Origin of the sequence: Cohnella suwonensis (genome assembly GCF_042655365.1) — a bacterium.
In the GTDB taxonomy this organism is placed as follows: Bacteria; Bacillota; Bacilli; order Paenibacillales; family Paenibacillaceae; genus Cohnella; species Cohnella suwonensis.
The window spans coordinates 80,141-103,346 of record NZ_JBHSMH010000022.1 but is presented as its reverse complement, the minus strand read 5'-3'; the positions used below and the strand labels follow the sequence as shown (position 1 = coordinate 103,346).

General features: G+C 56.6%; 19 protein-coding genes and 1 pseudogene. 13 read left to right on the top strand and 7 right to left on the bottom strand.

What is annotated here, in order from left to right:
• Nucleotides 1-32 precede the first annotated feature (32 nt).
• Complete coding sequence (locus tag ACFPPD_RS09630; RefSeq protein WP_209748936.1) at nt 33-992, bottom strand: DMT family transporter; 960 nt, start codon at nt 990-992, stop codon at nt 33-35.
• Nucleotides 993-1,160: 168 nt separating this feature from the next.
• Here ACFPPD_RS09630 and ACFPPD_RS09625 point away from each other — a divergent pair, with 168 nt between their 5' ends.
• From ACFPPD_RS09625 to cysI, 4 genes are all read left to right on the top strand, one after another.
• Nucleotides 1,161-2,546, top strand: a complete 1,386-nt coding sequence (locus ACFPPD_RS09625) for an aminotransferase-like domain-containing protein (protein ID WP_378082008.1) — start codon at nt 1,161-1,163, stop codon at nt 2,544-2,546.
• Nucleotides 2,547-2,769: 223 nt separating this feature from the next.
• A complete protein-coding gene (locus ACFPPD_RS09620; RefSeq protein ID WP_209748935.1) occupies nt 2,770-3,636 on the top strand; it encodes an SDR family oxidoreductase in 867 nt (288 codons plus the stop codon).
• A 380-nt stretch (nt 3,637-4,016) separates the two neighbouring features.
• Entirely contained in the window at nt 4,017-5,855 is a 1,839-nt protein-coding gene (locus ACFPPD_RS09615) for an assimilatory sulfite reductase (NADPH) flavoprotein subunit (protein ID WP_209748934.1), read from the top strand.
• 32 nt (nt 5,856-5,887) lie between these two features.
• Nucleotides 5,888-7,609, top strand: coding sequence for an assimilatory sulfite reductase (NADPH) hemoprotein subunit (gene cysI / locus ACFPPD_RS09610; RefSeq protein WP_209748933.1), 1,722 nt, complete (start codon nt 5,888-5,890; stop codon nt 7,607-7,609).
• Nucleotides 7,610-7,762: 153 nt separating this feature from the next.
• Here the strand turns inward: cysI and ACFPPD_RS09605 are convergent, their stop codons facing one another.
• Together ACFPPD_RS09605 and ACFPPD_RS09600 are read right to left on the bottom strand one after the other, a co-directional pair.
• Nucleotides 7,763-8,068, bottom strand: coding sequence for a DUF2752 domain-containing protein (locus tag ACFPPD_RS09605; RefSeq protein WP_378082004.1), 306 nt, complete (start codon nt 8,066-8,068; stop codon nt 7,763-7,765).
• A 76-nt stretch (nt 8,069-8,144) separates the two neighbouring features.
• Nucleotides 8,145-8,465 (bottom strand): DUF4234 domain-containing protein, encoded by a 321-nt coding sequence (locus tag ACFPPD_RS09600; RefSeq protein ID WP_378082025.1) that lies wholly within the window; start codon nt 8,463-8,465, stop codon nt 8,145-8,147.
• 354 nt (nt 8,466-8,819) lie between these two features.
• On the opposite strand from ACFPPD_RS09600, the gene ACFPPD_RS09595 reads away from it, so the two are divergent.
• From ACFPPD_RS09595 to ACFPPD_RS09580, 4 genes are read left to right on the top strand one after another with little or no spacing between them, the layout of a single operon-like run.
• Nucleotides 8,820-9,713: an NUDIX hydrolase gene (locus ACFPPD_RS09595; protein WP_209748930.1), complete on the top strand. Its 894-nt coding sequence runs from the start codon at nt 8,820-8,822 to the stop codon at nt 9,711-9,713.
• On the top strand, nt 9,710-10,270 hold the full coding sequence (locus tag ACFPPD_RS09590; protein WP_209748929.1) for an NADAR family protein: 561 nt from the start codon (nt 9,710-9,712) through the stop codon (nt 10,268-10,270). The genes ACFPPD_RS09595 and ACFPPD_RS09590 overlap by 4 nt, the downstream gene beginning before the upstream one ends.
• Nucleotide 10,271: 1 nt before the next feature.
• Nucleotides 10,272-11,096 (top strand): TIGR02452 family protein, encoded by an 825-nt coding sequence (locus ACFPPD_RS09585; protein ID WP_209748928.1) that lies wholly within the window; start codon nt 10,272-10,274, stop codon nt 11,094-11,096.
• Nucleotides 11,097-11,118: 22 nt separating this feature from the next.
• Complete coding sequence (locus tag ACFPPD_RS09580) at nt 11,119-11,670, top strand: RNA 2'-phosphotransferase (protein ID WP_209748927.1); 552 nt, start codon at nt 11,119-11,121, stop codon at nt 11,668-11,670.
• Nucleotides 11,671-11,957: 287 nt separating this feature from the next.
• Here the strand turns inward: ACFPPD_RS09580 and ACFPPD_RS09575 are convergent.
• A pseudogene (locus tag ACFPPD_RS09575) lies at nt 11,958-12,077 on the bottom strand (aldo/keto reductase); the annotation flags it as partial.
• 13 nt (nt 12,078-12,090) lie between these two features.
• Complete coding sequence (locus ACFPPD_RS09570; protein WP_209748926.1) at nt 12,091-12,630, bottom strand: NAD(P)H-dependent oxidoreductase; 540 nt, start codon at nt 12,628-12,630, stop codon at nt 12,091-12,093.
• A gap of 232 nt (nt 12,631-12,862) precedes the next feature.
• On the opposite strand from ACFPPD_RS09570, the gene ACFPPD_RS09565 reads away from it, so the two are divergent.
• Nucleotides 12,863-13,249, top strand: coding sequence for a winged helix-turn-helix transcriptional regulator (locus tag ACFPPD_RS09565; protein ID WP_209748925.1), 387 nt, complete (start codon nt 12,863-12,865; stop codon nt 13,247-13,249).
• A gap of 83 nt (nt 13,250-13,332) precedes the next feature.
• On the opposite strand, the gene ACFPPD_RS09560 is transcribed toward ACFPPD_RS09565, so the two are convergent.
• Nucleotides 13,333-13,932 carry a TetR/AcrR family transcriptional regulator gene (locus tag ACFPPD_RS09560; RefSeq protein WP_209748924.1) on the bottom strand — a complete coding sequence of 200 codons (600 nt, stop codon included), beginning with the start codon at nt 13,930-13,932 and terminating at the stop codon, nt 13,333-13,335.
• Nucleotides 13,933-14,082: 150 nt separating this feature from the next.
• Between ACFPPD_RS09560 and ACFPPD_RS09555 the strand changes: the two genes are divergently transcribed.
• Together ACFPPD_RS09555 and ACFPPD_RS09550 are read left to right on the top strand one after the other, a co-directional pair.
• Nucleotides 14,083-15,555 carry a DHA2 family efflux MFS transporter permease subunit gene (locus ACFPPD_RS09555; protein WP_209748923.1) on the top strand — a complete coding sequence of 491 codons (1,473 nt, stop codon included), beginning with the start codon at nt 14,083-14,085 and terminating at the stop codon, nt 15,553-15,555.
• A gap of 433 nt (nt 15,556-15,988) precedes the next feature.
• Nucleotides 15,989-16,657 (top strand): HD domain-containing protein, encoded by a 669-nt coding sequence (locus ACFPPD_RS09550; protein ID WP_209748922.1) that lies wholly within the window; start codon nt 15,989-15,991, stop codon nt 16,655-16,657.
• A gap of 82 nt (nt 16,658-16,739) precedes the next feature.
• On the opposite strand, the gene ACFPPD_RS09545 is transcribed toward ACFPPD_RS09550, so the two are convergent.
• The gene (locus ACFPPD_RS09545; protein WP_209748921.1) at nt 16,740-21,491 is read right to left on the bottom strand and encodes a carbohydrate binding domain-containing protein; all 4,752 of its coding nucleotides are present in this window, start codon (nt 21,489-21,491) and stop codon (nt 16,740-16,742) included.
• A gap of 187 nt (nt 21,492-21,678) precedes the next feature.
• Between ACFPPD_RS09545 and ACFPPD_RS09540 the strand changes: the two genes are divergently transcribed.
• Entirely contained in the window at nt 21,679-22,704 is a 1,026-nt protein-coding gene (locus ACFPPD_RS09540; protein ID WP_209748920.1) for a hypothetical protein, read from the top strand.
• Nucleotides 22,705-22,815: 111 nt separating this feature from the next.
• On the top strand, nt 22,816-23,097 hold the full coding sequence (locus ACFPPD_RS09535) for an acyl carrier protein (RefSeq protein ID WP_209748919.1): 282 nt from the start codon (nt 22,816-22,818) through the stop codon (nt 23,095-23,097).
• Nucleotides 23,098-23,206 lie beyond the last annotated feature (109 nt).

Sequence of the window (23,206 nt, the reverse complement as noted above, 5' to 3'; positions counted from 1 at the left end):
GGCTTATCCGAGACGGGGTTTTTGTCCGTGATTCAGCCGGATAGATTCCGGCGATCGTGCCGGATCGGGAGGCTGGCCGAGCCCGAGGGCTTCGTCCCTAATCGATGGGTGCCGATCACCCCGGCAATAATAAGCGCGGAGCCGATCACATGGTACGCGGTCACCTTTTCCCCGAGGAACATCGCCCCGGCCGCGACGGAGACGACGGTCGCTAAGTTGTTGAACACGCTGGCCTTGGAAGCCTCCATCTTGGACAGCAAGTAGTTGGCGGTCAGAGCGGAGGACAGCGTGGCCAAGACGCCGAGGAACAAGATCGACAAGAGGAAGGAAGGGTCCGCCAGCGGCGCCGCGAACCGTTCCAGCGTGCCGGACGTCGCATGCCTGACGAGCGAAGCGGCCAGGAAACTGACGAATCCGACTCCCAGAATCAAGTAAGTGACTTCCGCCGGATTGAACTGCTTCGAGAGCGATCGGGCGAATACGCCGTATCCGGCGAACGCGATACAGGTCAGCAGAAGCAGGGCAATGCCGGTCATGTTCGACCAAGCGACGCCGCCGTCCTTCATGGCGAAGATGAAGACGACGCCGAACGCGGACAGGAAGATCGAGAGCTTCTGTAACGAGGAAGTCCGTTCTTTCAGAATCAGGGAGGCAAGAATCGTCGTCATAGCCGGCGTGAACGCGTACAGAATGCCGCCTTCCGCCGACGTGGCATACCGTAGTCCGTACGCTTGCAGCGTGAAGAACCCGAGCGGGTACAGCGCCGACAATAGCAACAATCTGCCGACCGGCTTGCCCCGGTAATTCAGCTTGACCCAGCCGAATGCCGCCGGAACGGACATGGCGGCGAACGAGAGGGCGAACCGGAACGCGAGCGTGTCGAGCGGGTGGGCGCGGTCGATCGCGACCTTGGTCATAAGAAAAGAGAAGCCGATTATGGTCGCGTTCATGACGGCTAAGAAATAAGCGAGCTTTAAACTAGGTTTACGCATCGAAGGACCTCCAAACCGGCTATCGTGGAATCGTTCGAACGTATCTTTGCCATTAACGATCCCCGTAAGATGAGGTTACGTCATTGAGGCGTGCCGCGCGATGTCGACTTCTTTGAACTGTACCGGTACAGTTTGGGGCGAAGATGCCGTATGATAGAGGGAGAGGGAATGGGAAAGGAGCGCGAAGCGATGGTGACGAACGCGCGGGACGTCAAGAAATACTTGTCTGTCTTATCCGATCTGGAATCGAAGCTCCGGGAGGGACATTTCGGTCCCGGCCGCAAGCTGCCTTCCGTCCGCGCGGCAAAGGCGCTGTACGAATGCAGCGCGAGTACCATCGTGCGTGCTTATGCCGAGCTGGAGAAGCGGCACGCGATTTATTCGATTCCGCAGAGCGGTTTCTATGCCGTGGCCAAGCCGGGAGACGCGAGCGATCGGGAGGACGGGGTCCGGATCGACTTCGCCTCGGCTTCTCCCGACGAGGAGATGTTTCCGTATTTGGACTTTCAGCACTGCCTGAATAAGGCGATCGACCGGCACAAAGCGAGCCTGTTCGCATACGGCCACCCGCAAGGCTTGGACACGCTGCGGCAGACGCTCGTCTCCCACTTGGCCGGAGACCAGGTATTCGCCGGAGCGGAGGACATCGTCGTCACGTCCGGCGCCCAGCAAGCGCTCGAGATTCTGGCGAAGATGGCGTTCCCGGGCGGGAAAAGAACGGTGCTCGTCGAGCAGCCGAGCTACGACCTGTATTTACGTTTTCTGGAGGCGGAGGGTATCCCCGTTCGCGGCATCGCGCGTTCGGCGGAAGGCATCGATCTCGGTGAACTGGAGACGGCGTTCGCGAGCGGGGACATCAAATTCTTCTATACGATGTCGAGATTCCATAATCCGCTCGGCACCTCGTATCGCGAGGAGGAGAGGAAGACGATCGCCAAGCTGGCCGGCAAGTACGGCGTGTACATTGTCGAGGATGACTATATGGCCGATCTAGGCGGGGGGAGGCGGTTCGAGCCGATCTTCTCTTACGAGCGGACAGGCCGCGCCGTATACGTGAAGAGCTTCTCCAAAATCGTGTTCCCCGGGCTGAGGCTGGGCGCCGTCGTGTTGCCGGAAGCGTTGCGCGACGCATTCCAAGCGCATAAGAGATACGGAGATACATCGTTGCTGTCCCAAGCGGCGCTGGAGGTCTACATCCGCAATGGCATGTACGACCGGCATAAGCATACGATCGGCAGCCGATACGCGGCGCGAATGAGAACGCTGAACGAGGCGCTGAAGAAATTCGACGACGAAGGGATCGTCGAGGCGACCGACGTTCGCGAAGGGGTCTACGTCCGGTTCAAGCTGCCGCGGACGGTAAACTTGGAACGGATGACGAAGCGGCTCGCGGAGCGGGACATCCTTGTCGTGCCGGGAAAGGATTTTTACTTGTCGGACTGCGGGGACAGGGACAAATTTTTGCGCATCAGCGTTTCGAGGGCGAAGACCGACCGGATCGAAGAGGGCGTCAAAGCGATCGTCGAGGAGGCGAAACGGTGCAACCGGTGGTGATGCTATTGGAAGGCGGTCGCCCGGAGCGACCGCCTTCCGTTTGTATCCGCGCATATGTGTCGATACTAAGTCCGATAAAGGCGGGAAAAACCATCGGACGCCGCCGTCTCTTCGACAACCGGGAAGGTGCCGTTTTTTGCGGGTTGCTTCATGCGCGTCCGCAAGGTATAATGTGCTTGTAATCATTGCAGTTACAACTAATTTTAAACCTGGAGGGATTTCTGTGGCGAAATTATTGGTAACCGGAGCGACGGGACAACTCGGAGCGCTGGTCGTCGAACATTTGCTCACGAAAGTGCCGGCGGATCAAGTGGCCGTCAGCGTCCGCGATCCGCAGAAGGCGGAAGCGCTGAAAGCCCGAGGCGTAGACGTTCGCTTCGGCGATTTTAATCAACCGGAATCGTTGGCCGCCGCCTTCAAGGGCATCGACCGGCTTCTCATCGTCTCGACGTCGGACGTCGGCAACCGAGTCAAGCAGCAGATCGAAGCGGTAAAGGCGGCGAAGCAAGCGAACGTCGGGTTCATCGCCTACACGAGCGCTCCGCGAGCCGACACGAGCAAGTTCGCTCTCGTCGACGATCATCGCGCGACGGAGGAGGCGATCCGGGCGACCGGAATCCCGTATGCCTTCGTGCGCAATAACTGGTACCTGGAGAACGAGATCCAGACGATTCAAGCGGTATTGCACGGCGCGCCTTGGGTCACTTCCGCCGGAGACGGCAAAGTCGGCTGGGCGACGAGAAAGGATTACGCGGAAGCGGCGGCGAACGTGCTGGCGGGAGAAGGCCGCGACAATACGGTTTATGAATTGGCCGGCAAGCCGACGACGATCGCGGAGCTCGCGGCCATATTGGCCGAAGTCAGCGGCAAAGACGCGCAAGTGCAGCAGGTGGACGATGCGACTTACGCGAGCATCATGAGCGGCGCGGGCGTGCCGGAGCCGGCGATTCCGTTCGTCGTCTCGATCCAGCAAGCCATTCGCGACGGCTCGCTCGATGTGGAGAGCGACGATCTCCCGACCCTGCTCGGCCGGCCTTTAACGCCTCTCGCAGTAGGGCTTCGCGAAATCGTGAGCGGACTTCAAGGATAAGCAGCGACCGTAGCCATAAGAATAAGCTAGATCGAGAAAAGCGCCGAGCTATCGAAGCTCGGCGCTTTTGGCGTGCGGCCGGCTTGCCGTGAGTTAATTGCTCCCGATAAGCAACTCGGCGCCCGAAGCCTCACTTGGCCGTGAGCTAGTCGCTCTTGATCAGTCATTCCGTGCTCGAAGTATGCTTAGGCGGGAGTCGTTACTTTCAGTCGCGCTCGCTCTCCGTCCCGCCGACTTATTGCCTCAGCTTATAGATGCTATAAAATCAATTGTGTTGTGCCCCGCAGCGGGGCATGTTAGGGTTATAGCATCAATGTCATAAAATAATATCAGAATGATCGGATATGGCACATATCAAGATAGCGAGGTGCTTCAGGTTCATGCTTCAAGCGACGAATAGTCCTTTTCGGCAAGACCAGGTAGAATGGCTTAACCAATTGTTGCCCACGTTGACGGACGGACAGAAAATTTGGCTGAGCGGGTATTTGGCCGCTCTGCCGAGCGCAGGCGTTTCGGTTACGGGTACGACGAGTGCGAATACTGCCGCGGTAGCTACTGCTGCAGCTCCGGCGGCGCCGGCGGCTCCGCGGGAGGCGACCGTATTGTTCGGGTCGCAGACGGGCAACAGCCACAAGCTGGCGAAGAAGCTGAGCGGCAAGCTGCAAGACCAAGGCTTCCAAGTGACGCTGTCTTCGATGATCGATTTTAAACCGAATACGCTCAAGAAGGTCCAGAACTTGTTCGTGGTCGTGAGCACGCACGGAGAAGGGGATCCGCCGGACAACGCGATTTCTTTCCATGAGTTCTTGCTCGGCAAGCGGGCGCCCCGGTTGGAAGAAACGTCTTTCTCGGTGCTCGCGCTCGGCGACACGTCTTACGAGTTCTTCTGCAAGACGGGCAAAGACTTCGATCAGCGGCTAGAGGAGCTCGGCGCCAAGCGCATCGCTCCTCGCGTCGATTGCGACGTCGATTACGAAGACGCTTCGGAACAGTGGCTGGCCAGCGTGATTGCCGCGGTCGGCCAAGCGCCGGCGGGCGCCCAGGCGACGCCGGGCGACTCCGCAAACGCTGCCCCTGGCGCCGCGGCGACCGACTATTCGAGATCGAACCCGTTCTCGGCCGCCGTGCTCGAGAACTTGAACCTGAACGGCCGCGGCTCGGATCGCGAGACCCGGCATTTGGAGCTTTCTCTGGAGGGTTCCGGCCTCCGCTATGAAGCCGGGGACAGCTTGGGCGTGTATCCGGCCAACCATCCGCGGCTCGTCGACGAAGTGATCGAAGCGTTCGGCTGGAGCCCGGAAGTATCCGTGCCGCTTCCGAAGAACGCGGGAGAACTTCCGGTGAAGGACGCGCTGACTAGCGCGTACGAGATCACGGTGCTGACGAAGCCGCTGATCGAGCAAGTCGCCGCGCTCGCACCGAACAGCGGGCTGCAAGAGCTCCTCGCCTCCGGCAAGGAGCATGAGCTGAAGGAATACGTCAAAGGACGGGACTTGCTCGACCTGGCTCAAGATTACGATCTGAAAGGCTTCCCGGCGGCGAAGTTCGTGACGCTGCTTCGGAAGATTCCGGCTCGCCTCTATTCGATCTCCAGCAGCCCGAAGGCGTATCCGGACGAAGTGCACCTGACGATCCGCAAGGTGGAATACGAATCGCGCGGCCGGGTCCGTTACGGCGTATGCTCGACTTACGTGTCGGAGAGGCTGGAGCCGGGGCAGGAGCTCCCGGTATTCGTGCAGGACAATCCGAACTTCAAGCTCCCCGCGAACCCCGACGTTCCGGTCATCATGATCGGGCCGGGCACGGGCGTCGCTCCGTTCCGTGCTTTCCTGGGCGAACGCGAAGAGTCGGGCGCAGCCGGCAAAACATGGTTATTTTACGGAGATCAGCATTTCGCTTCCGACTTCCTTTATCAAGTGGAGTGGCAGCGCTGGCTGAAGGACGGCGTGCTGACTCGAATGGACGTCGCGTTCTCGCGCGATACGGATCAGAAGGTATACGTGCAGCATCGGATGCTTGAACATAGCAAAGAATTATACGAATGGCTCATGCAAGGCGCAGCCGTCTACGTCTGCGGAGACGAGAAGAAGATGGCGCACGACGTGCAAGCCGCGTTGCTGACGATACTCAAGCAAGAAGGCGGCCTCGAAGACGAGGAAGCGGCGGCTTACTTGGCGACGATGCAGCAGGACAAGCGTTACCAACGGGATGTCTATTAAGACCGGATCCGAGAAGGCAAGGGGGAAGAGGAATGTCTGAAAATAATTTGCTATCCAAGAACGGCGCTCCGCATAGCGATGTAGAGGCGATCAAGATCCGTAGCAACTACCTGCGCGGAACGCTGGACGAGACGCTGCTCGACCGGATCACGGGATCGATCTCGGAAGACGACAACCGTCTGATGAAATTCCACGGCAGCTATATGCAAGACGACCGCGACGTACGGAACGAGCGGAGCAAGCAGAAGCTGGAGCCGGCCTATCAATTCATGGTCCGGGTCCGGGCGGCCGGGGGCATCGTCACGCCGGAGCAATGGCTGATGATGGACCGGATCGGGCAACGCTACGCCAACGGAACGATCCGTCTGACGACGCGCCAATCGTTCCAGCTGCACGGCGTCATCAAGTGGAACATGAAGACGGTCATCAAGGAAGTGAACGACGAGCTGCTGAGCACGCTCGCCGCGTGCGGCGACGTTAACCGCAACGTCATGTGCAATCCGAACCCGTACCAGTCCGAAGTGCACGAGCAGGTGCAGGAGTGGGCTCAGAAAATCAGCGTGCACCTCGATCCGCGCAGCCGGGCTTACCATGAAATCTGGCTCGGCGAAGAGAAAGTCGCGGACAGCCGCAACGGAGAAGAGCAGGAGCCGATTTACGGCCCCGTCTACTTGCCTCGGAAGTTCAAGATCGGCATCGCGGTTCCTCCGGCGAACGAGGTCGACGTGTTCTCCCAGGATCTCGGCTTCATCGCGATTCACGAGAAAGGGCGCCTGCTCGGCTTTAACGTCGCGGTCGGCGGCGGCATGGGCATGACCCATGGCGATACGAAGACGTATCCGCAAGTGGCGCGGACGATCGGCTTCATTACACCGGAACAGGCGGTCGACGTCGCGGAGAAGACGGTCACGATCCAGCGGGATTACGGCGATCGCTCGGTGCGGAAGCACGCGAGGTTCAAGTACACGATCGACGACCGCGGCATCGAATGGTTCGCCGACGAGCTGCAGCAACGGCTCGGCTGGAAGCTGCAAGAAACCCGCGCGTACCATTTCGACCATAACGGCGACCGGTACGGCTGGGTGAAGGGTAGCGATAATAAGTGGCACTTCACGCTGTTCGTTCAGAACGGCCGCGTGAAGGACGAGGACGGCTATTTGCTCATGACCGGTTTGCGCGAGATCGCCAAAGCGCATGTCGGGGACTTCCGCCTGACGCCGAACCAGAACTTGATCATCGGGAACGTGCCGGCCGCTAAGAAGAAGAAAATCGACCAACTGATCGCCCGGTACGGGCTGACGGACGGCGCCGCTTACTCCGCGCTGCGGAGAAACGCGATGGCTTGCGTCTCGCTTCCGACTTGCGGCATGGCAATGGCGGAGGCGGAGCGCTACATGCCGTCCTTGCTCGACAAGCTCGAGACGATGCTGGACGAAGCGGGCTTGCGCGACGACGAGATCGTCATCCGGATGACCGGATGCCCGAACGGCTGCGCCCGCCCGGCGCTCGCCGAGGTGTCGTTCATCGGCAAGGCGCCAGGCAAGTACAACCTGTACTTGGGCGGCGGGTTCGCCGGACAGCGCCTGAACAAGCTGTACCGCGAGAACATCGGCGAAGCCGAGATCTTGGGCGAGCTCGGTCCGATCTTCAATCGCTACGCGAAGGAGCGGAACGAAGGCGAGCGCTTCGGCGACTTCTGCATTCGCGCCGAATACGTGAAAGAGGTTCGTTCCGGCCTCGATTTCCATTCTTGATAGGCAAAAGGGTTGAGCGGCTACAATGGCCGCTCAACCCTTTTTTGAACGATTCAGAATGTATAAGTTTCACGCTTATCCATTTCTGAATCGTCTCCGCAAAGCTTCTTTAGCGCCCAGAGGACGCCGAAGGCGTTTTTGCTTGATGATCTGTCACGATGCCCAGCTCTCCCATCCCGGAAGATTGCGAAGCACGCCGAAAGCGATCGTCATGGCGAGCATGACGGCCATAATCGCGTTGCCGGTTCGGTTCGCCTTCCTCTTCTTGGCGAACAAATAAGCGAGGAATAGCGGCGCAAGAACGAAGGGCAACGGGTTATAGGCGAACGCTTGAGGCGCGTCGAGCGAAAGCAAGCTCGAGGCGGCCCTTGTCATGCCGCATCCCGGACATTGCAGTCCCGTCACGAGGCGGAACGGACAGGGGATGCCGACATGCGTCGCGGGCAACCATGCTTTCAAGTAGAGCAACGCTCCCGAACCCAGCAAGAAACCCCAAGTCGTCTTGGGGTTTCTTTGGGCTGCGTCGACGATCCGATTACGCCATTTTATTGACATCCGATTGTACCAACGCGTAAGTGACGATGCTCAGTCCGATGAAGTTCAGGATGAGATACAGCACCGAATTGTCCGTGACGGCCAATCCGCGTTGACGTTGCGCTTCTGCGACCTGCTTGCCGACTTGGTAAGCCCAGATGAAGCTCCAAATGCCGCAAGTGACGATCGTCAGCAAGAAGTGTTTGCCGCCCGTGAACGAGGAATCCCCGCTCAGTCTGCCCACGTCGTTGGTCATGACGATGAACCAGTAGATTCCGTAAATGCCGCAAGTAATGATCGTTAATACGATTGCCAAGGCCACGCCTCTTTGATTAACCACTGGACACCATCCTGAGAGTTGTTTTATTTGCAGGCGCGCCGGAGGGCGACGCCGTCAAACCGAATTTCCGGAATCACCATGATCTAGCATAATTAGACAAAATGATTATAGTGGAATCCCTTCCATTCGACAATGGGCAAACAAAAATAAAGCTTACCCTGGCGGATGAGATGGCGTACGTTCTACTACTTCGCAAAAAAACAAAGCCGATTGCCGATCCCTTGCAGGATTCGACATTGCCCCGTAACCCCTTCGTACTTGACAGCATCTTCCTTTTCGTTTATTTTCTTAGTAACAAATAGTTATTATCAAAACGTTACGAACGGATGAGGGCATATGGACAATCGCGACAAAGACGGATTAACGGAACGCGAATACTTGAACGGATACCGAATGGCCGACTTCGAGCGGCCTTCGGTGGCGGCGGATATGGCGATTTTCACGGTGACGGATCGGGATGAGGACAACTATCGCAAGCTTCCCGAGAAAGAACTCCGAATTCTGCTCGTTCGGCGCGGCGCGCATCCTTATCTCGGGCAATGGGCGCTCCCGGGCGGGTTCGTAAGGACGGGCGAGACGACGGAGTCGGCCGCGCGCAGAGAGCTGCGAGAGGAAACGGGAGTCGCCGACGTTCATCTGGAGCAACTGTATACGTTCAGCGAATTGGGGCGGGATCCGAGGGGATGGATCATGAGTTGTTCGTACATGGCGCTGATCGACGGCGAGAACGTGCAAGTGAAAGCGGGAGACGATGCCGATCAAGCCGCTTGGTTTAAGGTCTCTTATCGATTGCTGCGAGAGCAAAGGGATCGCATGAAGGACGGTTACGTTCAATCCCTTCGAAACGAGCTGATACTGGAGAACGGGAGCTTAACATTGACGGCCGAGGTGGAGCAACGGACGATCGTATCGGAATCGTCGACGTCTTCGGAGTATGCGGTATTTTCGAACGACGGCCTGGCCTTCGACCACGCGAAAATCATCGCCTGCGCGATCGAACGACTTCGGGGCAAAGCGTCTTACACGGACGTTGCGTTCCATCTGATGCCGACGTTGTTTACCCTGACGGAATTGCAGCAAGTGTACGAGGTGATTTTGGATAAGGAGCTGCTGAAGGCGGCGTTCCGGCGCAAAATCTCTCACTTGGTGGAAGAGACGGATCACTACGCGGAGACGGCGGGCCATCGTCCGTCGAAGCTTTACCGCAGAAGCTGGGGGCGATTGAATTGATCTATACGTTAGCGAATTTGAGAAAATCGTGCGGCGAGGGGCGTGCGTTCCGATATTTGCTATTCTGGGGGCATACGCTGCCTAAAGACGGCAGCATAAACGAAAGTTGCCTAAGCCAATGGTGGATGAGCGACTTCGTAAGCGACAGTATCAGCTACTCTTGCGCCGAGCAGTACATGATGGCGGAGAAGGCGCGGCTATTCGGCGACGAGAAGGCGCTGGCCGCGATCATGAACGCCTCTAAGCCTCAAGAAATGAAAGCATTAGGGCGCACGGTGAGGAATTTCGATACCGCCATATGGGAGAGGCATGGCTATGAAGCCGTCAAACGAGGCTGCAGAGCGAAGTTTGCGCAGAACGCCGAGTTGAAGCGATATTTACTTTCTACCGGGGACCTGATCCTCGTAGAGGCAAGCCCCTACGATCGCATATGGGGCATCGGAATCGGCCGCGATCATCCGGATTCGGGTCATCCGATGAGATGGAAAGGAACGAATCTGCTCGGCTTCGCTCTGACCGAAGCGCGGGATGAGTTGTTGAAGGAAGAAGGGGATTAGAATGGATCGCAAAGAGATCGCCCGCGAGACGGTGCGAATCATGCAAGAAGGTTACTACGAATATAACGGACGGCGAATCGAGATCGCCGAAGCGCAGAGGAAGTCCGAGAACGGGAGCGCGTTGATTACGCCCGAGCAGGGAGCGGCATACGTCGGCGAACGCCGAATCGAGCCCGAGACGAGGCAGGCCCTGCTCACGGTAGCGAACGAAGCGACCGTCAAAGCGATTTTGTCCGCGGCTGGATCGGGTGCCGAGAGAATAGCGGTCCTCAACTTCGCGAGCGCGAAAAATCCGGGAGGAGGCTTCCTGAACGGCGCGATGGCGCAGGAGGAAAGCCTGGCCGCGTCCGGAGGCTTGTACGGCACGCTGCTCCGCAACGAAGGCTACTATAAGGCGAACCGCGCATGCCTATCGATGATCTATACCGATCACGCGATTTACTCTCCCGACGTCGTATTTTTCAGAGACGAGAAATTCGCCTTGTTGGGCGAGCCGGTAACGGCCTCGGTATTGACGTTGCCCGCGGTCAATTACGGTCAAGTACTGCTGAAGGGCGAAGACGCAGCGCTAGCGCTTCGGGCGATGAAGAACCGCATGCGGCTTTCGCTGGCTATATTCGCGCATCGGGGAGACCGGAATCTGATTCTGGGCGCATACGGCTGCGGCGTGTTCCGCAACGATCCGGTCAAAGTCGCCGCTTGGTGGCGGGAATTGATCGAGGAAGAAGGCTACGGCGCATCGTTCGAAAGCATTCATTTCGCCGTGCTGGACCCTTCGAGGGACGGGAGCTGCATTCGCGCTTTCGAGAACGAGTTCGGGCGCTGAAGCGGACAAGGGGATATGACAAATGAAACAAAGCGATAAGGACGTCGAAGCCGGCCGTTTCCTCAGCTACGTGCTACGCCACCAGCCGTCCGCCGCGGGGATCGAACTGGATGCGAATGGTTGGGCGGACGTGGAAGCGCTGCTGGCGGGATGCAAGATTGCGGGCAAGAACATCGATCGCGCCTCTTTGGATCGCATCGTCATGGAAAACGGCAAGCAACGCTATGCTCTCAACGAAGATAGAACGAAGATTCGGGCGAATCAAGGCCACTCCGTGCCCGTAGACGTCGAGCTGGCCCGGCGCGAACCGCCCGATATGCTCTATCATGGAACGGCTTCGAGATTTCTGGCGAGCATTCGGTCGGAGGGTATACTCAAGCGCTCGAGGCAACATGTGCATCTATCCGCGGACGAGCGTACGGCTCTCGAAGTCGGGAACCGCCATGGGCAAGGCATTCTTCTGCGCATAGATGCCGCCGCCATGCATCGTGACGGACATCCGTTTTATCTATCGGCGAACGGGGTATGGTTATGCGATGTCGTGCCTAGTAAGTATATTAGCACAAGCACATGAAGCATCCCGTCGATATCGGCAAGCTTCGGGAACCGCTGCCACACCAACGCCAAACGATTTTGAAATGAATCCCCCGACGACCTGCAAAAATGCAGGTTGATCGGTCCAAAATCGGTAAAAAGGCTCAACAACCTGCGAATATGCAGTTTATTGAGCCGAAATGGATCGTATTGCGCGAAAAGCAGCAAACAACCTGCAGATTTGCAGGTTGTCCACGGACGATTAAAGAGACGATCTAAACAACATGTACTTTTGCATTTTGTTGGCCAAGAGTGCCCGGCTCCGAGTTAAGGAAGCACGTTCCCCGCGGCGCGGTAGGTGCCGTACCACTCTTCGCGAGTCAGGTAGATGTCGCTCGCTTTGATGCAGTCCTTCAGGCGTTCGATGTTCATCGTGCCGATGACCGGTGCATCTTCGCGGTTATTGAACGAGCGCGACCGCGGGCTTCCGGATATGCTCCGCGAATCGGATCGCCTCTTCCGCGATATAAGCATCCGAGCCCGCATTGGCGTTGTACGTGACGAAAGAAGGCAAATAAACGACGTCGCACTTCGTCAGCGTACGCTGGATCGGCCGCAGCAATTCGCTGACCGTGTACAGGTTCTCCCCGCCGGCGCGGTAGGCGTTCTCCGTCCCTCCGGCCGTCGTCGCGACGATGAATTCTTTGCCCTTCAAATGATCTCCGCCAGGGCCGAAAGCCCAGCCGTAGGCCAAGACGTCGTCGAACCATTTTTTCAGAAGGGGCGGGGCGCTGTACCAGTAAAAGGGGAACTGAAGCACGATGCGATCGTATTGAAGCAGCAGCTCTTGCTCGCTCTTCACGTCGATCGTCCAATCGGGATATTCTTGATACAGGTCGCGGAACGCCACGTCTCCGTATTTTTTCGCTTCGTTCGCCATCGCTTGATTCGCCCGAGATCTTTCCAGGTTGGGGTGCGCGGAAATAACGATAGTCTTCATGCGGATCATCCTTTCAAAATGGGATTAACCTCGCGAGTTAGCCTCATTATTGGGGATGTTCCCGTATTTGCGAAGTAAGCTTTTTTTCCGTACATAGTCCCTCCGTACATACCGTTATGAGTACTGAAAACCGTACTAAGTCCGTAAAAACGTCGTACTGTGAACGAACCGGATACTCTGCTATAGTCAGGGTAATCGGAATAACGAACGAATAGATCGGAGGCGCATACGCATGGCGGACCATCATCGGCAACCGATGCCGACGCAAGGCATTCTGGCGACGCTGCAGGCGATCGGGGGCAAGTGGAAACCGCTCGTTCTGTTTGTTCTTCTCCATGAGGGCACGAAACGGTTCGGCGAACTCAGGCGTCTGCTACCCAACGTCACGCAAGGGATGCTGACGAATCAGCTTCGGGAGCTGGAGCGGGACGGATTGATCGTGCGCCGGGTGTACGGCGAGATTCCTCCGAAAGTGGAATACGAGTTGTCGGAGCACGGCCGATCGTTGGACAGCGTTCTCGAAGACATGTGCGGATGGGGCTATGGCCATCTCGAATTCATCGGCGTTCCGGACGAACGGCATTTGGACGACGCGGGGGCGGAGCGCCGAGAATCGTGAAAGTCGACTCGCGCATGATAACAGACGAAACAAGCTCTCCCCTCGACCGGGAAGAGCTTTTTTTGGCATTCATGGCGTTTCTTTTACCCCCGTTCGGGGGAAAATAACTCGCGGTTGATCATCCGGCCGAGATACTCGTCTATCTCCTCCGGCGAATGCATCATGCCGTTCTCCATCCACCAGGAACAGAGCGAGGAGACGGCCCCGGAATAAAAAGCGGCGAGAATCTCGATGGGAATATCGAATAGGACGCCGTTTTTGCGGGCTTCCGCCAGATCCCGCTTTAACGACTCCGCGCCGTGTTTCATCATCATGTTGCTCAAGAAATTGTTTTCCTCGGCGGCTTTCATGAGCGTCCGGAATGGCTTCGTGTCCCCGAAGCTCCGGAACGTCTTCATCGGGTGAAGCAGGCGTTCCTCGAGGCTCTTGTTCGCGAACAGCTCGTCCGTTAACGAAAGCCCGTACGACAGCAGGTGATACTTATCCTCGAAATGCTTGTAGAACGTCGTCCGGTGCACCATCGCCGTGTCGCAGATTTCTTGGATGCTGAGCGATTCGAACGTCCGATTTTCGAGCAAATCCATCAGCGCCTCCCAGAGCAGCTTGCGCGTGCGCCGAATCCGCAAGTCCGTCTTGGCGTCGGTGGAGCCGCTTACGCCGGCATCTCGCTTGTTCGTATACATTTTGCCCTCCTCTGTAGATTAAGCTACATTTTACCGCGAACTGATTCTTGGCTGGGCACAGTCGCAACGTGTATATTATCAACTATACATTTGTAGAGTTAAGCATACAAGTGTGGAAAAATAGATAGAGGATAGGCAGGAGGAAACATCATGAGCGCTGCAAGTACCAAGAAGGCATCACCGCCCGACTTAAGCAAAATTAGAAGAGGGCCTATCGTCATCGCGCTTATCATCGGCGCATTCGTTGCGATTCTGAACGAAACGCTGCTCGGCAACGCGCTACCCGATCTCATGAAAGCATTCGACGTGTCGGCGTCCACGATCCAGTGGCTCTCGACCGCCTACATGCTCGTCGTAGGGGTGCTCGTTCCGATTACGGCTTTGCTTCAACAATGGTATACGACGAGGCAAATGTTCCTAGGGGCGATGATCTTATTCCTTGCAGGGACTGTCGTCGCCGCCGTCGCTCCCGAATTCGAAGTGTTGCTGGTCGGTCGAATTATACAGGCTTTAGGCACGGGGCTCATGCTGCCGGTCATGATGAACACGATTCTGGCGATCTTCCCGCCGGAGAAGCGCGGCGGGGCGATGGGGCTCATCGGTCTCGTCATTATGTTCGCGCCAGCGATCGGGCCGACGGTGTCCGGCTTGATCATGGACTCGCTGTCTTGGCGCTGGTTGTTCTATCTCGTCATTCCGCTTGCGGTTTTCTCGATTATTTTCGCCGCGGTCTATATGAAGAACGTCTCGGAAATCACGAAGCCGAAGGTCGATATCCTGTCCATTCTCCTGTCGACGGCAGGGTTCGGCGGCATCGTGTACGGCTTCAGCTCGGCGGGCAGCCATAGCTGGTCGGATCCGGAGGTTTACTGGACGATCATCGTAGGCGCGGTCGCGCTGCTGCTGTTCATCTGGCGCCAATTGGTGCTAAAGGAACCGGTCATGGATTTGCGGGCGTTCAAATACCCGATGTTCGCGCTCGTGACGGTGCTCATGTTCGTCATCATGATGACGCTGTTCTCGACGATGACGCTTCTTCCGATGTTCTTGCAAGGCGCATTGCTGATGACGGCATTCAAATCCGGCCTGACGATGCTGCCGGGCGGCGTCATCAACGGGATCATGGCTCCGGTCGCGGGCAAGCTGTTCGATAAATTCGGACCTCGCGTGCTCGTCACGCCGGGCCTCCTGCTCGTCGTGATCTCCATCTGGATGTTCACGGGCATCGACGAGACGGCAAGCACCGGTTACGTCATTACGATCCATATCATCATGCTGATCGGCATTTCCTTGGTCATGATGCCGGCGCAGACGACGGGCCTCAACCAACTGCCGCGTCACTTGTACCCGCACGGCACGGCGATCATGAACACGCTGCAGCAAGTGTCCGGCGCGATCGGGACGGCGCTGTTCATCAGCGTCATGTCCAACGGAGCGAAAGATTACCTCAAGGACTCGAGCGACCCGACGAATCCGGCCGAGGCGATCAAAGGGATGATATCCGGCCTCCACAACGCGTTCTGGATCGGCCTGTTCGTCGCCATCGTGGCTCTGATCATCGGCTTGTTCATCAAGAAGACCCATCCGCCGGAAGGCGAAGAAGGTCGTATGATGGGACATTAAAGTAACGTCGCACATGAAAAAAGGCATCCCATTCGGCTTCGAGGCCGAGCGGGATGCCTTTGTTTTGCGGATGTCCGCTAACCGCAAATTATCGCTGCGACGTGAAATATCGGCATTTAGATGACTTTTCTACACTTAAACGGTGCGTGCAAGAGAGACTCATTCGACTTGTCTAGCTACCTCGCACCCGGGACTCCCGAGCACGAAAGATGATAAAATAAGTAGAGATTTGCCCATGAATTCGCCGAAGGCGTTTTGGCTTGAAGGATCGGGGAGAATGAGTATTCGATATCCTTACTCTTATCCGATCCCTACGCAAAGCTAGTTCGGCATCCTTCGGATGCCGAAGGCGTTTTTGCTTGCCGGTGAATAACATGGTAGCACTTATTTTAGAAGATTATGCCGGGCTTGACATCGAAAGGAGATTGGAAATATGCACGACGCTTTATGGACGGAGCAGCAGAAGAGGATCGCCGGGGAGGCGGTCGAATGGGTGCGCGCCAAGCTGCACGAGGACAGCAGCGGACACGACTGGTGGCATATCGACCGCGTCGTGAGGACGGCGCGAACGATCTCCCTCGAAGAAGGGGCGGATACGTTCGTCTGCGAGCTTGCCGCGCTATTGCACGATATGGCGGACGAGAAGCTGAACGACGATCCCCGCGCGGCCGAGCTGGAGCTGGAACGCTGGTTGGAGAAAAGCGGGGCGGGCGAGGATCAGGTCGCTCACGTGCTGGAGATCATCCGCACGATGTCGTTCAAGGGAGGCTCCCGGGCTCCGATGAAGACGACGGAGGGCAAGGTCGTGCAGGATGCGGACCGGCTGGACGCGATCGGGGCGGTAGGCATCTCCCGCGTGTTCGCGTATTCCGGAGACAAGGGGCGCCCGATTCACGATCCGGATTTGCCGCCGAGGGAGCGCATGACCGAAGAGGAGTATCGCCACGGGAAGGACACGGCGATCAACCACTTTTACGAGAAGCTGCTGAAGCTGCGGGAACTGATGAACACGGCAGCCGGCAGAAGGCTGGCGGAAGAACGCCACGCTTTCATGGAGAAATACTTGGAGCGCTTCTACGCCGAATGGGAGGGGAGAAGCTGAAGGAGAAAAAGCCGGTTCAAACCTCGCGGGAGGTCTGAAACGGCTTTATTCGAAGGATTAGAAAGCATAAGTTTCGACTTCCTTATATGTCTTTCCACTTTTGAATCGTAAGATTAACGGCTTCCGTTCCGCCTACGGTCGTATACGTCCGGTTCTGAATGTCCTGTCCGTTCAGATTGACTTCGACCGTCGTCCAGTTGCCGCGCGTAATTTTGAATTCGATTCTCGTCTGTTCGGGCAGCTGCAGCGTTACGCTATAAGTACCGTTCGCGTTTTTCGTCATGCGGTAGTTCGGATCCGCGGGGCTCCATCCGTTGAACGTTCCCGCCATATAGAGCGAATCCCCGAACGGGGTGTTGCTTGGGGCGGTCACCGTGAACGTCACCATGTTGACCCCCGGCGCTCCCGACTTCATCGTTCCTGCTCCCCCCGTCGTGCTTGGCGTATAGGTCCAGGTGCCGAGACCGAAGAAATAGTTTTGTCCGCTATTGCTGTCCCATTGTCCGCTTCCATTGTTGAACGTAACTTCCGCGCGAGTCGCGCTTCCGACGTTTAGCGTGATTTTGTTATATCCCGCTACTTCCGACGCGGCCATTGCCGTTCCGGGAGCCGTCGTCCACGTACCTGCTTCCGGACGCCAATGAATGAACGGCGTCGCGAATCCGCGTTTGTAATAGATCGTGACGAAATTGTTCGTCGTGCTTTCGGTCGTTACGGCGAGCGGCGAACTCGCGGCCGATGCGTTGCCCGCGGCGTCTTTCGCTTTCACGGTATACGAGTAAGCGGTAGCGGCGGCGAGCCCGGTGTCGGTGAACGTCGTCTGCGAGGTCGTTCCCGCTAAAGTCGCGCCGCGATAGATTTCGTAGGCCGTTACGCCGATGTCGTCCGTTGACGCGCTCCATTGCAGCGTGACCGACGTCGCTGTTTTGGACGGGGCCGTCAAGTTGGCCGGAACGCTCGGAGGCGTCGTGTCCGTCGTTCCGGACGGCGCTCCGGACGTAATTTGTCCCGTCGGCGTATAGGTCCAGGTTCCGACTCCGAAGAAATAGTTGGCGCCGTTTTTGGAATCCCACGTACCGCTGCCGTTGTTGAAGCAAGCTTCCAATTGCGTGGCCGATCCGATGTTGATCGTATACTTATTGTAGCCCGCGACTTCGGATTCGGGCATCGGAACGCCCGGAACGGCGGTCCAGGATCCGCCTTGCGGTCGGTAGTGAATGTACGGCGTGGCAAAGCCGCGCTTGTAGTAGATGGTTACGAGGTTGCCCGGGGCAGTGTTCGTCGTTCCCGTCGCCGCGTTGCTTTGCGCCGATTCGTTATGCGCGGCGTCCGAAGCGGTGACCGTGTAAGCATAAGTCGTGCTCGCGGTTAACCCGGCATCGGTATAGCTCGTCGTTCCTGCGGCTACCGTGGCGACTTTGGCGCCGCCCCGATAGATCGCGTATTCCGCGACCCCGACGTTGTCCGTCGCGGCAGACCAGGAAAGCGAGATGGAGGAAGAGGTCGTTCCCGTAACGGTCAAGTTGCCCGGCGCGGAAGGCGCGGTCGCGTCGTCCGATTTCGTCGTGACGGAGAGCGCCGCGCTCGCGGCGGATACGTTGCCTGCGGCATCTTTGGCTTTTACGGTATACGTATAGGCGGAGAGCGGCGCCAAGCCTTCGTCGACGAACGACGTGTTGGAGGTCGTGCCGACGAGAGCGCTTCCTCGATAGACGTCGTAAGCCGTCACGCCGAAGGCGTCCGTGGAAGCCGACCAGTTCAGCGTTAAGCTATGGCTCGTAATGCCGGTCGCGTTCAAGTTGGCCGGCACGGTCGGAGCGACGTTGTCTACCGGTATGCCCGAGGCGATCGTGCCCGGACCGCCGGATCCCGGCGTATAAGTCGAAGTCCCGGCATTGAAGAAGTAGTTCTGTCCGTTGTTGTTGTCCCAGCTGCCGCTGCCGTTGTTGAACGTCACTTCCGCGCGGTTCGCCAAATTGATGTCGAGCGTGATTTTATTGAATCCGGCAATTTCCGACGCCGGAATCGGAGTACCCGGCGCGGTCGTCCATACGCCGGCTTCCGGCCTCCAGTGAATATAAGGGGTCGCATAGCCTTTCTTGTAGTAGATCGTGACGGTATTTCCCTGATTCGACGTGCTGACCGCGAACGGGATGCTGAACGCCGAGAAATTGCCTTTGGCGTCGAAAGCTTTGATCGTATAGGTGTAGCCGGTCAGCGCGGTTAAGCCGGAATCCGTAAAGCTGTTCGTAACCGAGCTGCCGACCTTCGCGCCGTCCCGGTAAATGTCGTAGCCTTTGACGTTGACATTGTCCGTGGAAGCCGTCCATGTAAGGGCAATCGAAGATTTGGACTGCGAAGGCGAAGCGATGTCGGTCGGCGCGGAAGGCGGCGTCGTGTCCGGTATGAACGGCGTATCGGTGACGAACGGATAAGTCCCGTTGACCGTGCCGTTGATGTCTTCGATATACTTGCCGGTCGGCGAGTCGAAACGGTATTTGCCGGCCCCGACGAAGACGGTTTGAATGTCGCTTTTCGTAACGTTTCCTTGGCTATCCGTTGCTTCGATGTAATAGTCGACGTACTGGTTGCGGAAATCTTTCAAATATGAAAAATATAAATCGCCGATTTCTTGAGCGGGCACTTTCTGCATCGTCGCTTTGCTGGCGCTTTGCCAGTCGACGCCGTTCATATCGGCCCGCATATCGCGTTTGGTCATCGGATAATCGGTCCAGGCGCTAACCTTGGAAGGATCGATGTTCGAGATGCCTTGGGCTTGCAGCGATGCGGGATTGTAAACCTTATACGTGTTATCCGAAGCATCGATATTTTGCGTCGTATGCGTTCTGACTTTCACTTTGATGTCGGATATGCTGCTAGTGTCGAAGGCGTAAGTGTAGATGGCGAACGTATTATCGAAATGGTGGGTCGTCCAGCCTTCGGCCTTGCTGTTGTTCACGCTGCCGGGATTGTACGGATAGCGCTGCGGCCACCACACGGACGGTCCGGTGCGGTCCTTCGAAGGGCTTGCCGATACAAGCGGCTTCGTAAAGAACAAGGAATTATTGAAGGACAACGTCGGTTTCACGTTATCGTCGGTATTCTCGTCGTAGTAGCCGAAGCCCGAGTCGAGAGCGGGCAATAGGAAGTACCAGCCGAGCTCGGCGGGGTTGGCTCCGCCGCTGTAATCGTTGTTCGGGTCGCCTTTGACGGGAAACGAGATCATCCAAGGATTGAGCTGGTTGCCCGGATACGTAATTTCGTTGTCCAGGGCGGTGGTCGGTTGCCAGTTGTTCGGATGGTCGTCCAGCCAAATTTGTTCGGCTGTCTTCGCGTAGTTCAGCGCCGCCTGCAGCAACGCGAAGTTGCGCTCCAGGAAGTGGTGTCCGTATTCGAAGGACACCGTGAATTTCTCGGTTTGTCCGCTCAAATTTTGTTTGGGAGTTAACGTGTCCGGGTTCGCGTTGTTGAATGCGGCACGCTCCGTATCCCAAACGCCGAACGGAAGCTTCCAATGGTACCATGTCGGATCGGACGAAGAATCGCGCGTATCGACCCAGGAGCCGTCTTGTACGTGGACGACGTCGGAGGCTTGCGGCGTATTCGCGATCAAGTACTCGTCGATCCCCATCCCTTTTACGCCGGTATCGGTATAGGTAACATTGCCCGCGTTGCGCCAAGTCTCCTCGGATCCGGCGCGGCCGGAGGAATTGTCCCCGTCATGGGCGACGACGAAAAACTGCTTTTGAGGCGAGAGGCCTTCGAACGGCTTCAACGCGGTCGCTGTCACTTGGCCTTGGTACGACTCCTCCCACGACTCCGCTTGGGCGACGGGAACGCCGACGACTTTCGATTCCTGGCCCGTGGCCGGATCGACGTAACGGACCCAATGGGGCGTTGATGCGAACGGATATTTGTTTTGGACGACATGCGCTTCGTTGAACATTTGCTGCGATACCCAAGAACCGATGTTGCTCGTGTTTTGAAGGTCCGCCCGGTTCGGCGGCGAGATCTTCGTATCCACTCCCGGATCGTTCAGGTAAGGATAATCTTTGAGGGTTCTCGAGAAATGATTGTTTCCGATGACGGACCATTGGATGCCGAGCTTGGCAAGCACGGGAATGATCCGTTCCGAGAAGCCGAGCTCGGTCGGAAAGAACCCTTTGGACGATTTGAACGAGTTGCCGAGGAAAAAAGGCTGCGCCAAGGTGGCGCTTTGATAGATCAAATCTTTCAACATGTAGTCGTTCCCAACTAAAGGTCCCATTGAATGATGGCCCGTAAAATGAATCAGATCCATCGTGCGCTTGTTGTTCTGAGTCAGGAGAGACGTATAGGCGTTGCGCCATGGCGCCCCCCAATTCGTGTTGTTGTAACCGTTTACATTATTGGTGTACATGAGGCTGTTGACGTTGTTCAAAAGCGCGCCCGACATCGTGACGTGCATTTGCGCGTTAGGATGGTTCGCGTCCAGCGTACCTGCCACGTTCCAAGGCCAGTTCAGATAAGCGCCCGTTTTGGCATGGTGAGAGTAATAAGACACAAGATCGTCGTGCGGCATCGGCGCGCCGCTCGGCAAGAAATAGGTGTAACCGGAAGGCGGATTTTGTTTGAGATTGATGACTTGCCCGTCGTACATGTAACGGATTTCGCCGCCGATCGGCGTCGACTGGTAATTGCTCGTGTCGTAGTAAGGCCAAAAATTAGGCATGTGGTTGTGATAGACGTGGGAAGCGGCGATTTCGGCGAACGCGGTCGATGCGGAGGGGATGACGCAGAAGATGGCAAGCGTACTGATAAGCAGGCGGAATAAGGTCGCCTTCGTTCGGTTCATTATGACTCTCTCCCTTCAGGAATAAATTCACCCTTAGTATAGAAGCTGGGCGTAGGGAGCAAAACCGCCGTATTTTAAGATAAGAGTACGTTTTTTTATTCTGGGACCATGCGGCGATATATGCTATATACTGAAGCTGCTTTATTCGCAAGACCGCATAAAACCTGAATAAAGGAAGGTGATGGCGATGGCCGCCCGCATTGTACCGCTCGCGGAACCGCCGATTAACGGGTATCACTATCTCGCTTTTCCGTTGTCGGTAATGGCCGGACACGAGGAGATCTTGCCATGGTTCCACAGCAATTTCATTCAGCTTTGCTGCGCCGCCGATTTTCTAGAGCAAGGAACGCTTCACTTCGATTTTTACAACTACGATTTCACCGTTTACCCGTTGCCATGGCTCGACGCCCAGCGAATCTCCCGCAGTATGATCTCCGCGGCCTACCCCCGTGTTCACGAGTTTCTGATCTCCAGCCTGGATCGAGGACTCGCCGTTTACCTCTTCCTGAACGAGTATTACTTGCCTCACAAAAGAGCCTACCTGGAGCAAACCTTCTATCACGACAATTTCATCTACGGCTACGACGACGAGAACGAACGGCTTTACACCGTGGGTTACGACAAATCGGGCTCTTATAAAAAAAGCGCAATCTCCTACGAGGAACTGAACGACGCTTACGACCGCATGGAAATGGTCAAGGACGAATTGAATTACGTGCACCTTTTTCGGTTCGACGCGGGCGGAGAGTACGAATTCGATCTTCGGCTGGTCATCGACCTGCTCAAGGAATACTTGCAGGGGAGCGATACGTCACGGCATTTCGGCATTTTCCGAAATCCGAAAAAACAAGTATACGGCATCAAGGTGTACGATTGCTTGACTCAGTATATGCAGTATTTGCTCCGGGGGAGGATTTCGTTCGATATCCGTCCTTTCCATCTGTCCTGGGAGCATAAAAAGTGCATGCGCTCGAGGATCGGCTACATGGCCGACACTTTCGGCTGGACCGGCATGGAGCCGTTCCGTCAAGCGTACGAGGAAATGGAGAATGCCGCTCTCGTCGCCAGAAACATGATGTTGAAGTACGAATTAACGGGCAACCCCCGACATTTGCTGAACAACATCGATCGAATCGGCGCTTTGAAGGAGAAAGAGTCCAAAGTCGTAAACGACCTGATCGCCGCGCTTGAAAATTCGCACTTTAATCTTTAATAATCGGTGTTCCGCGAAGAAGGCTTATTTCTTAAACTGAAGGCAAGGAGGTGAGATGGCGGGAACCGTACAAGTTTGACGGATTCAATGACAGTCAAAGGAGGTGGCGCGATGTACGCCATGCACAAGGAGGAAGTCGCGGCAATCGTTCGCGGCAAAGTCGCGGAGATGACGAATCGGCAACCGGAAGAACCATTGCAGGGCGATGAGGAGCCTATCCAAAACTCGGGGCTTGATTCCGTCATGATCATCAACTTGATCGTGTCGGTCGAACGGCGCTTCGATATCTTGTTCGACGACGAGGAGATGCTCATCGAAAACTTTTCGTCCATCTCGCGTATTACGGCTAGCATTCTCGGAAAAATCGGGGCCGAATTTTCACTGGAAAGATAAAATACGCACCTTATTATGAATAATTCGGATTTTCAGGATTCCGCGGACTCAGTAAGATAAAAGCTGAATCAAATTGTAAATATTTCCGACAAATTGTCGGGCAAGGGGG

Bases quoted from the DNA above. Each gene is read 5' to 3' on its own strand.
- ACFPPD_RS09630 (WP_209748936.1), bottom strand. From the start codon at position 992: ATGCGTAAACCTAGTTTAAAGCTCGCTTATTTCTTAGCCGTCATGAAC.
- ACFPPD_RS09625 (WP_378082008.1), top strand. From the start codon at position 1,161: ATGGGAAAGGAGCGCGAAGCGATGGTGACGAACGCGCGGGACGTCAAG.
- ACFPPD_RS09615 (WP_209748934.1), top strand. From the start codon at position 4,017: ATGCTTCAAGCGACGAATAGTCCTTTTCGGCAAGACCAGGTAGAATGG.
- cysI (WP_209748933.1), top strand. From the start codon at position 5,888: ATGTCTGAAAATAATTTGCTATCCAAGAACGGCGCTCCGCATAGCGAT.
- ACFPPD_RS09595 (WP_209748930.1), top strand. From the start codon at position 8,820: ATGGACAATCGCGACAAAGACGGATTAACGGAACGCGAATACTTGAAC.
- ACFPPD_RS09585 (WP_209748928.1), top strand. From the start codon at position 10,272: ATGGATCGCAAAGAGATCGCCCGCGAGACGGTGCGAATCATGCAAGAA.
- ACFPPD_RS09580 (WP_209748927.1), top strand. From the start codon at position 11,119: ATGAAACAAAGCGATAAGGACGTCGAAGCCGGCCGTTTCCTCAGCTAC.
- ACFPPD_RS09570 (WP_209748926.1), bottom strand. From the start codon at position 12,630: ATGAAGACTATCGTTATTTCCGCGCACCCCAACCTGGAAAGATCTCGG.
- ACFPPD_RS09565 (WP_209748925.1), top strand. From the start codon at position 12,863: ATGGCGGACCATCATCGGCAACCGATGCCGACGCAAGGCATTCTGGCG.
- ACFPPD_RS09560 (WP_209748924.1), bottom strand. From the start codon at position 13,932: ATGTATACGAACAAGCGAGATGCCGGCGTAAGCGGCTCCACCGACGCC.
- ACFPPD_RS09555 (WP_209748923.1), top strand. From the start codon at position 14,083: ATGAGCGCTGCAAGTACCAAGAAGGCATCACCGCCCGACTTAAGCAAA.
- ACFPPD_RS09550 (WP_209748922.1), top strand. From the start codon at position 15,989: ATGCACGACGCTTTATGGACGGAGCAGCAGAAGAGGATCGCCGGGGAG.
- ACFPPD_RS09545 (WP_209748921.1), bottom strand. From the start codon at position 21,491: ATGAACCGAACGAAGGCGACCTTATTCCGCCTGCTTATCAGTACGCTT.
- ACFPPD_RS09540 (WP_209748920.1), top strand. From the start codon at position 21,679: ATGGCCGCCCGCATTGTACCGCTCGCGGAACCGCCGATTAACGGGTAT.
- ACFPPD_RS09535 (WP_209748919.1), top strand. From the start codon at position 22,816: ATGTACGCCATGCACAAGGAGGAAGTCGCGGCAATCGTTCGCGGCAAA.